We start from the raw sequence: 8,489 nt of genomic DNA, 5'->3' as shown, positions 1-8,489 counted from the left end.
GGATCAGCGTGGTGGCCGGGGTACGGACCTGGTTCTGAAGCGGCACATTGAGGCCCGCTATCCCGCCTCATCATCGTATGATGGACGGCCTTGGGGGCCGCGCGCGGGCGTCAGGTGACGGGGTAGGGAACCGGGGCGGCGGTGTTCTCGTCGATGGTCAGCGGCCGCCCGATCGGCGGAAACGCGCGTTGCGGGCAGGCGGGACGCTCGCATACCTTGCACCCGGCGCCGATCGGCGTCGCGGAAGAAGGATCGGTGAGATCGAGGCCGCGCGAATAGACGAGTTGGCCCGCATGGCGCAGGTCGCAGCCCAGCCCGATCGCGAACACTTTCTCGGCCTCACCGAAGCCCGCCGAACCGCTCGTCACCGTTCGCGCGATCCATAGATAGCTGCGCCCGTCTGGCATCTGCGCGACCTGCCGCAGCACCCGCCCCGGCTGGGCAAACGCCTCATAGACATTCCAGAGCGGGCAGGTTCCGCCGACACGCGAGAAGTGAAAGTCGGTGGCCGATTGCCGCTTGGAGATGTTGCCCGCCCGATCCACGCGGACGAAGAAGAAGGGCACGCCGCGCGCACCCGGCCGCTGGAGCGTCGACAGGCGGTGGCACACCGTCTCGAACCCGACCCCGAAGCGCCGCCCCAGCCGCTCGATATCGTACCGTTCGGCTTCGGCCGCCGCGAGGAAGTTGGCATAGGGCAGGACCAGCGCCCCGGCGAAATAGTTGGCGAGGCCGATCCGACCGAGGCGGCGCGCCTCCGCATCGGCGAGGATCGGATCGTCGGCAAGGTCGTCGATCGCCCGGCTCAGTTCGAGGAAGGCGAGCTGGGTCGCCATCTGGAACACGCGCTGGCCCGGTGTCAGCGAGGCCGACAAGGTGAGCGCCCGTCCAACCGGGTCGAAGCGGCGCGGCGCGGTGGTGACGTCGGTCAGCACGGCGATCCCGTGCCGCGCCTTCAGCCATGCGCTCAGGCCGTCGTGAATCGTGCGCGGGCTGAGGCCCGCATCGCGGTACAGGCGTTCGGCGGCTTCATCCAGCAACGCGACATGGTTGTGGCGCGCGTAGAAGAAGTCCCGCACCTGCTCGAAGGGCTGGCGGGCGCGGTCCCCGATGCTCCATTCGTCGCCTAGCTCGGCGGCCATCGCATCGCCGCGCTCAATCGCATCGCGATACCGCCGATGCAGCGCGACCAGCGTGCGGCCCACCGCGGGCATGTTCGTCGCCAGCTCGCGCAGTTCGGCCACCGACACCGCCTCTTCCACATCGGCGATCGCGTCGCGGATGTCGGTCATCAGGCGCGCTTCCTCGTCCTCGGAGAACATCTGCACGTCGATCCCGAAGGCCGCGTTGAGCTTCAGCAGGATCGGGACGGTCAGCGGACGCTGGTTCTGTTCGAGCTGGTTGAGATAGCTGGGCGAGATGCCGAGCGCCTGCGCAAGCTCGATCTGTTTCAGCCGGCGCTCCTCGCGCAGCCGGCGCAGCCGGACCCCGATGAATGCCTTGCGCGCCGCCATATCTTCGCATCCTTCGCAGATTTGCGGAGCGTTCTTCACAGAATTTTACGCTTTCAACCCTGTGAAGCCGCGCCCATTTGCGGATTATGCGAATATGCTTACTACCGCCCAGCCGCAAGGTGTCGACCTTCTCCAGCGCGTCGTAGCGGCGGCGACGGCACGCGCGCGGGAGATATTGGGAGCCAGCGTTTCCCTTTCGCGCTGCCACCACATCGAACTGCGCGCCGAGCTGGCCGAGATGGTGTTCGAGGCATCGTGCGTCAGCCGGAGCGACGACGATCTCGTCGTCGTCGTCTTCGCCAGCGGGTGCGACGCGGCGGGATGCGACTGCATGGTCGCCGCCGGCCGCTTCACCTTCTCGACCTTCACCCGTCCGAGCGCGTCGATCGCCACGCGGCTCGCCCAATGGAACCCGGCAACCCGATGAACACTGCCTATCAGAAGCCGCTCGACGGTACGGCGCTCACCTTTTTCGATGCGCGGGCCGCGATCGAGGCGATCCGCCCCGGCGCCTATGACACGCTGCCCTATGTGTCGCGCGTACTGGCCGAGCAACTGGTGCGCCGCTGCGACCCCGCGCTGTTGAGCGACGCACTGATCCAGATCGCCGATCGCCGGCGCGATCTGGACTTCCCCTGGTATCCGGCGCGCGTCGTCTGCCACGATATCCTTGGGCAGACGGCGCTGGTCGATCTGGCGGGCCTGCGCGACGCGATCGCGGATCAGGGCGGCGACCCCGCCAAGGTCAATCCCGTCGTGCCGACCCAGCTGATCGTCGACCACAGCCTGGCCGTGGAGCACGGCGGCTTCGATCCTGACGCCTTTACCAAGAACCGCGCGATCGAGGACCGGCGCAACGAGGACCGTTTCGACTTCATCGAATGGACCAGGCGCGCGTTCGACAATGTCGACGTGGTGCCCGCAGGCAACGGCATCATGCACCAGATCAATCTGGAGAAGATGTCGCCGGTGATCCAGGTGCGGGACGGCGTCGCCTTTCCCGATACGTGCGTGGGCACGGACAGTCATACGCCGCATGTCGACGCGCTGGGCGTGATCGCGGTGGGTGTCGGCGGGCTTGAGGCGGAAACGGTCATGCTCGGCCGCCCGTCGATGATGCGCCTCCCCGATATCGTCGGCGTGAAGCTGACCGGGCGGCGGCCGCAGGGCATCACCGCAACCGACGTCGTCCTCGCGCTGACCGAGTTCCTTCGCAAGGAGCGCGTCGTGGGAGCGTGGCTGGAGTTCTTCGGTCCCGGTGCCGATAGCCTGCCGATCGGCGACCGCGCGACCATCTCCAATATGTGCCCCGAATATGGGGCGACCGCGGCGATGTTCTACATCGATCGCCAGACGCTCGACTATCTGCTGCTGACCAACCGTGCGCCCGAACAGGTCGCGCTGGTCGAAACCTATGCGCAGGCGACGGGGCTGTGGGGCGATGCGCTGGCGACCGCGAAGTATGAGCGGGTGCTGACGTTCGACCTGGACAGCGTCGAGCGCACCCTTGCCGGCCCGTCGAACCCGCATCGGCGCCTGCCGACCGCCGCGCTTCACGACCGTGGCGTGGCGAAGGATCTCGAAGGTGCCATCGCGCAGGAGCGCGAGGGGCTGATGCCGGACGGCGCGGTCATCATCGCGGCGATCACCAGCTGCACCAACACCTCGAACCCGCGCAATGTCGTCGCGGCCGGGCTGGTGGCGCGAAAGGCCAATGCGCTCGGCCTGACGCGCAAGCCGTGGGTCAAGACCAGCTTCGCGCCCGGCTCGCGCGTGCCCGCGCTGTATCTGGAAGAGGCCGGCCTGCTGCACGAGCTGGAACAGCTCGGCTTCGGCATCGTCGGCTTCGCCTGCACGACCTGCAACGGGATGTCGGGCGCGCTCGACCCGGTCATTCAGCGCGAGATCGTCGCGCGTGACCTGTACACGACCGCCGTCCTGTCGGGGAACCGCAACTTCGACGGGCGCATCCATCCCTATGCCAAACAGGCGTTCCTCGCCTCGCCGCCGCTGGTCGTCGCCTATGCGATCGCGGGCACGATCCGGCTGGATATCGAGAAGGACGTGCTGGGGATCGCTCCCGATGGCCGCGATGTCCGGCTGGCCGATCTGTGGCCGAGCGATGCCGAGATCGATGCGATCGTGCGCGATCATGTGACGGCGGAGCAGTTCCGCGACGTGTACGAGCCGATGTTCGCGCGCTCGGACCACGACAGCGCGCCGGTCAGCCCGCTGTATGATTGGCGCCCGCGATCGACCTATATCCGCCGGCCGCCCTATTGGGACACCGACGGCTTGGGCGCGCTGGCGGCCAGTCCGCGGACGCTGCGAGGGATGCGCCCGCTCGCGATCCTGCCCGACAACATCACCACCGACCATCTGTCGCCGTCGAACGCGATCCTGCCGACCAGCGCCGCAGGCGAGTATCTGACCGCGATGGGCGTGCCGGAGGAGGATTATAACTCCTATGCGACGCACCGCGGCGATCACCTGACCGCGATGCGCGCGACCTTCGCCAACCCCCAGCTGGTCAATGAGATGGCGGTGGTCGACGGTGCGGTGAGAAAGGGCAGCCTCGCCCGGATCGAGCCGGACGGCACCGTCGTCCGCATGTGGGAGGCGATCGAAACCTATCTCGGTCGCCGGCAACCGCTCATCATCGTCGCGGGTGCCGATTACGGGCAGGGATCGTCGCGCGACTGGGCCGCGAAGGGCGTCAGGCTCGCGGGGGTCGAGGCGATCCTCGCCGAGGGGTTCGAGCGTATCCACCGCACCAACCTGATCGGCATGGGCGTGCTGCCGCTGGAGTTCCTGCCCGGCACGACCCGGCTCAACCTGAAGCTGGACGGAACCGAGACTTTCGATGTGGAGGGCACGCCGGATGCGCGCGCCGAGCTGACGCTCACCATCCACCGCGCCAACGGGCTGAGCGCGGGGGTGACGGTGCTGTGCCGCCTCGACACCGCCGAAGAAGTGTCGATCTACGAGGCGGGCGGTGTCCTGCAACGCTTCGCGCACGACTTCCTCGCTTCGAGTGCGGCGGCATGACGCCGCAGATCCGCATCCGGGCCACCTATATGCGTGGCGGCACCAGCAAGGGCGTGTTCTTCCGCCTGGAGGACCTGCCCGAGCGGGCGCAGACGCCCGGCGAGGCGCGCGACCGGCTGTTCCGCCGCGTCATCGGCAGCCCCGATCCCTATGGCGCACACATCGACGGCATGGGTGGTGCGACGTCCAGCACCTCCAAATGCGTGATCGTGTCACCGGCGACGCGCGCGGGCCATGACGTCGATTACCTTTACGGGCAGATCGCGATCGACAGCGGCGCGCTCGACTGGTCGAGCAATTGCGGAAACCTGTCGACCGCGGTAGGAGCCTTTGCGATCGCGGCCGGTTATGTCGACGCCGCCCACGCGGTCGACGGCGTCTGCACCGTGCGCATCTGGCAGGCGAACATCGGCAAGACGATCGTCGCATATGTGCCCGTCGCCGATGGGCGGGTCGTCGAGGCGGGCGATTTCGCGCTCGACGGCGTGGCCTTTCCGGCTGCCGAGATCGTGCTGGAGTTCGTCGATCCTGCCGATGCGTCGGACGCGCTGTTCCCGACCGGCAATCCGGTCGACATGCTGACCGTGGACGACGCGGTCGTGCCGGGCGGCATGATACCGGCGACCCTCATCAACGCCGGCGTGCCGACCGTCTTCGTCGCGGCGGAGGATCTGGGATACACCGGCGCCGAGCTTCGCGACGCCATCAACGGCGACGCGGGGGCGCTCGCCCGGTTCGAGGCGCTGCGCACCGCCGGTGCGGCGGCGATGGGGATCGCCAGAACGACACGCGCACCGGCGATCGCCTTCGTCGCTTCGCCCGTCGATCACCGCACGTCGAGCGGACGGGAGGTGCTGGCCGGCGAGATCGACCTGCTGGTCCGCGCGCTGTCGATGGGCAAGCTTCACCACGCGATGATGGGCACCGCCTCTGTCGCGATCGCCGCCGCAGCGGCGGTCCCGGGCACTCTCGTCAACGAGGCCGCCGGGGGCGGCGAGCGGACATCGATCCGCTTCGGCCATCCCTCCGGCACGCTGCGGGTCGGTGCCGAGGCTCAGCGACGGGGCGGCCGGTGGATCATCACCAAGGCGGTCATGAGCCGCAGCGCGCGGGTGCTGATGGACGGTCACGTCCACGTCCCCGCCGACAGTTTCTGAGAGGAAAGCCAAGCCGATGAACGACGTTCCCACCTTCAAGCCGAAGAAATCCGTCGCGCTCTCGGGCGTGACCGCCGGCAACACCGCGCTGTGCACCGTCGGCCGCACCGGCAACGACCTCCATTATCGCGGCTATGACATCCTCGACTTCGCCGAGACGAGCGAGTTCGAGGAAATCGCCCATCTGCTTGTTCACGGAACGCTGCCGACCGACGCGCAGCTTGCGTCCTACAAGAAGAAGCTGCGGACGCTGCGCGGCCTGCCGCGTTCGGTGAAGGAGGCGCTGGAGGCGATCCCGGCCGCGGCACATCCGATGGACGTGATGCGCTCGGGCGTATCGGCGCTCGGCTGCGTCCTGCCCGAAACGCACGATCACAACGTCGCCGACGCGCGCGATATCGCCGACCGGCTGATGGCCTCGCTCGGATCGATCCTGCTCTACTGGTATCATTTCGCGCATCATGGTCGCCGGATCGAGGTGGAGACCGACGACGACAGTATCGGCGGCCATTTCCTCCATCTGCTGCACGGCGAGGCGCCGTCCGACAGCTTCGTGCGCGCGATGCACACCTCGCTCATCCTCTATGCCGAGCATGAGTTCAACGCCTCGACCTTCACCGCCCGGGTGATCGCGGGGACCGGATCGGACATGTATTCGGCCGTCGCCGGCGCGATCGGCGCGTTGCGGGGGCCCAAGCACGGCGGCGCGAACGAGGTCGCCTATGAAATCCAGAAACGGTACGCGACCCCGGACGAGGCGGAAGCCGACATCCGTCGCCGCGTCGCGGCCAAGGAAGTCGTGATCGGCTTCGGCCACCCGGTCTATACCGTTGGCGATCCGCGCAACGTCGTCATCAAGCGCGTCGCAAAGGCGCTCGCCGACGAAGCCGGCGCCCGGCGCCAGTTCGCCGTCGCCGCCCGCATCGAGGAGGTGATGTGGGACGCCAAGGCGATGTTCCCGAACCTCGACTGGTTCTCGGCCGTTTCCTACAATCTGATGGGCGTGCCGACCGCGATGTTCACGCCGCTGTTCGTCATCGCGCGCACCAGCGGATGGGCGGCGCATGTCATCGAGCAGCGCCAGGACAACAAGATCATTCGTCCGTCCGCCAACTACACCGGCCCTGAAGACCTCGCCTGGGTGCCGCTCGCCGCCCGCGGCGACCACCTCGCTGCCTGAAGGAGTATACCGCCTTGCCGTATCTCGTTGCCGCCGGCCTTCCGACCGAATCCGCGGGCAGGCGCTTCCGTGCCGCGCTGTCGCGCCCGGGCATCTACCGCCTGCCGGGCGCCCATAACGGCCAGTCCGCGATCCAGGCCCGCCACGCCGGGTTCGACGGACTCTACCTGTCGGGGGCGGCGATGACCGCGTCGATGGGGCTCCCCGACCTTGGCATCATCACCGTCGACGAGGTCGCCTTCTTCATCCGCCAGATAGCGCGCTCGGCCGGGCTGCCGCTGCTGGTTGATGGCGACACCGGCTATGGCGAGGCGCTGAACGTGATGCACATGGTGCGCGCGTTCGAGGATGCCGGGGCCGGAGCGGTCCATCTGGAAGATCAGATCCTGCCCAAGAAATGCGGGCACCTGAACGGCAAGAGCCTGGTCCCGACCATCGACATGGCCGCCAAGGTCGCCGCCGCCAAAAGGGCCGCGCGCGATCTGGTGATCGTCGCGCGCACCGATGCGGTCGGGGTCGATGGCTTCGATGCCGCGGTCGAGCGCGCGCGCGCCTATGTCGAGGCGGGGGCGGACGCGATCTTCCCGGAAGGGCTGACCAGTCGACAGATGTTCGAGGCATTCGCCGCCGCAATGCCGGGGGTGCCGCTGCTCGCCAACATGACCGAGTTCGGCAAGACTCCGTTCTTCACCGCCGCGGAGTTCGAGGCGATGGGCTACAAGATGGTGATCTGGCCGGTGTCGTCCTTACGCGTCGCCAACAAGGCGCAGGCCGAGCTGTACGCCGCGATCCAGCGCGATGGCGGCACGCACAACATGGTCGAGCGGATGCAGACGCGGGCCGAACTCTACGATGTGATCGGGCTGCACGATTACGAGGCGCTCGATGCCTCGATCGTGAAGACGATCGTTCCCGAAGCCATGCCAAAGGCGTGATCGATCGGGGATCGTGGACGTCGAAAAGCTGGCACGCGCGAAGCGAAAGCGCTGGGCGCCCGGATCATCGGGAACCGCCGTGTTAAAGACGACATGATCGCAGCCCGGTGGCCCTGATCGATGTCCAGACGCTATTGGAAGAATGCGGCCCGGATCGGCAGCATCGCGGCACCGATCGCCTCGGCATCGCTGCCGATGGTCGAGGCGACCAGACGCGGTTCGGGTCGGTGATGGCCGCGGCGCGCCGGATTGTTGAACCGGATCCGGTCGATCATCCGTTCGGCGAGCGGCGGGGGCAGGCGGCCGCCCAGCACGATCATCTCCGGATCGAGCGCGCCGAACACGGCCGACACCACGAGGTTGAGCGAGGGGGCACACAGGTCGAGCCATTCCTCCACCGCCGGCTCGATCGGATCGAGGTCGCGCAGCATGACGCGAAGGCTGTCATACATAAGCCCGCGGGTCGCCAGATGGCGGCGCAGATTTTCGAGATTGGGCTGGTGCCAGCCTTCGGGCAAGACCGAGCCGAACTCCCCCGCATTGCCGCTCGCCCCGCGTAGCGGCGCCCCGCGCGCGACGACACCGCCACCGAAGCCGGCCGCGAAGTAGAGATAGGCGAAGTCGGGGCAGGTGCGTCCCGCGCCCAGTATCGCTT

7 protein-coding genes are annotated in these 8,489 nt (G+C 67.8%); 5 read left to right on the top strand and 2 right to left on the bottom strand.

Features of this window, described 5'->3' with window-relative positions; all coding sequences use genetic code 11:
- Positions 1–110 precede the first annotated feature (110 nt).
- Positions 111–1,514, bottom strand: a complete 1,404-nt coding sequence (locus AX685_RS17030; RefSeq protein WP_066490703.1) for a short-chain fatty acyl-CoA regulator family protein — start codon at positions 1,512–1,514, stop codon at positions 111–113.
- A gap of 94 nt (positions 1,515–1,608) precedes the next feature.
- Here AX685_RS17030 and AX685_RS17025 point away from each other — a divergent pair, with 94 nt between their 5' ends.
- From AX685_RS17025 to prpB, 5 genes are read left to right on the top strand one after another with little or no spacing between them, the layout of a single operon-like run.
- A complete protein-coding gene (locus tag AX685_RS17025) occupies positions 1,609–1,941 on the top strand; it encodes a hypothetical protein (protein ID WP_231739000.1) in 333 nt (110 codons plus the stop codon).
- On the top strand, positions 1,938–4,562 hold the full coding sequence (gene acnD / locus AX685_RS17020; RefSeq protein WP_156445890.1) for a Fe/S-dependent 2-methylisocitrate dehydratase AcnD: 2,625 nt from the start codon (positions 1,938–1,940) through the stop codon (positions 4,560–4,562). The genes AX685_RS17025 and acnD overlap by 4 nt, the downstream gene beginning before the upstream one ends.
- Positions 4,559–5,719 carry a 2-methylaconitate cis-trans isomerase PrpF gene (prpF, locus tag AX685_RS17015; RefSeq protein WP_066490700.1) on the top strand — a complete coding sequence of 387 codons (1,161 nt, stop codon included), beginning with the start codon at positions 4,559–4,561 and terminating at the stop codon, positions 5,717–5,719. Before acnD ends, prpF begins: the two co-directional genes overlap by 4 nt.
- 16 nt (positions 5,720–5,735) lie before the next feature.
- Positions 5,736–6,899: a bifunctional 2-methylcitrate synthase/citrate synthase gene (gene prpC / locus AX685_RS17010; RefSeq protein ID WP_066490698.1), complete on the top strand. Its 1,164-nt coding sequence runs from the start codon at positions 5,736–5,738 to the stop codon at positions 6,897–6,899.
- Between the two features lie 14 nt (positions 6,900–6,913).
- Entirely contained in the window at positions 6,914–7,834 is a 921-nt protein-coding gene (prpB, locus tag AX685_RS17005; protein WP_066490696.1) for a methylisocitrate lyase, read from the top strand.
- Between the two features lie 131 nt (positions 7,835–7,965).
- On the opposite strand, the gene AX685_RS17000 is transcribed toward prpB, so the two are convergent.
- The coding region (locus AX685_RS17000) for an ROK family protein (protein WP_156445889.1) at positions 7,966–8,489 on the bottom strand (524 nt) is incomplete at its 5' end.

This window comes from Sphingomonas sp. CCH9-F2 (genome assembly GCF_001556735.1).
Classification (GTDB): Bacteria; Pseudomonadota; Alphaproteobacteria; order Sphingomonadales; family Sphingomonadaceae; genus Sphingomonas; species Sphingomonas ginsenosidimutans.
Note: the sequence above shows the minus strand (reverse complement) of the source record. Positions and strands in the feature narration are given on the sequence as shown.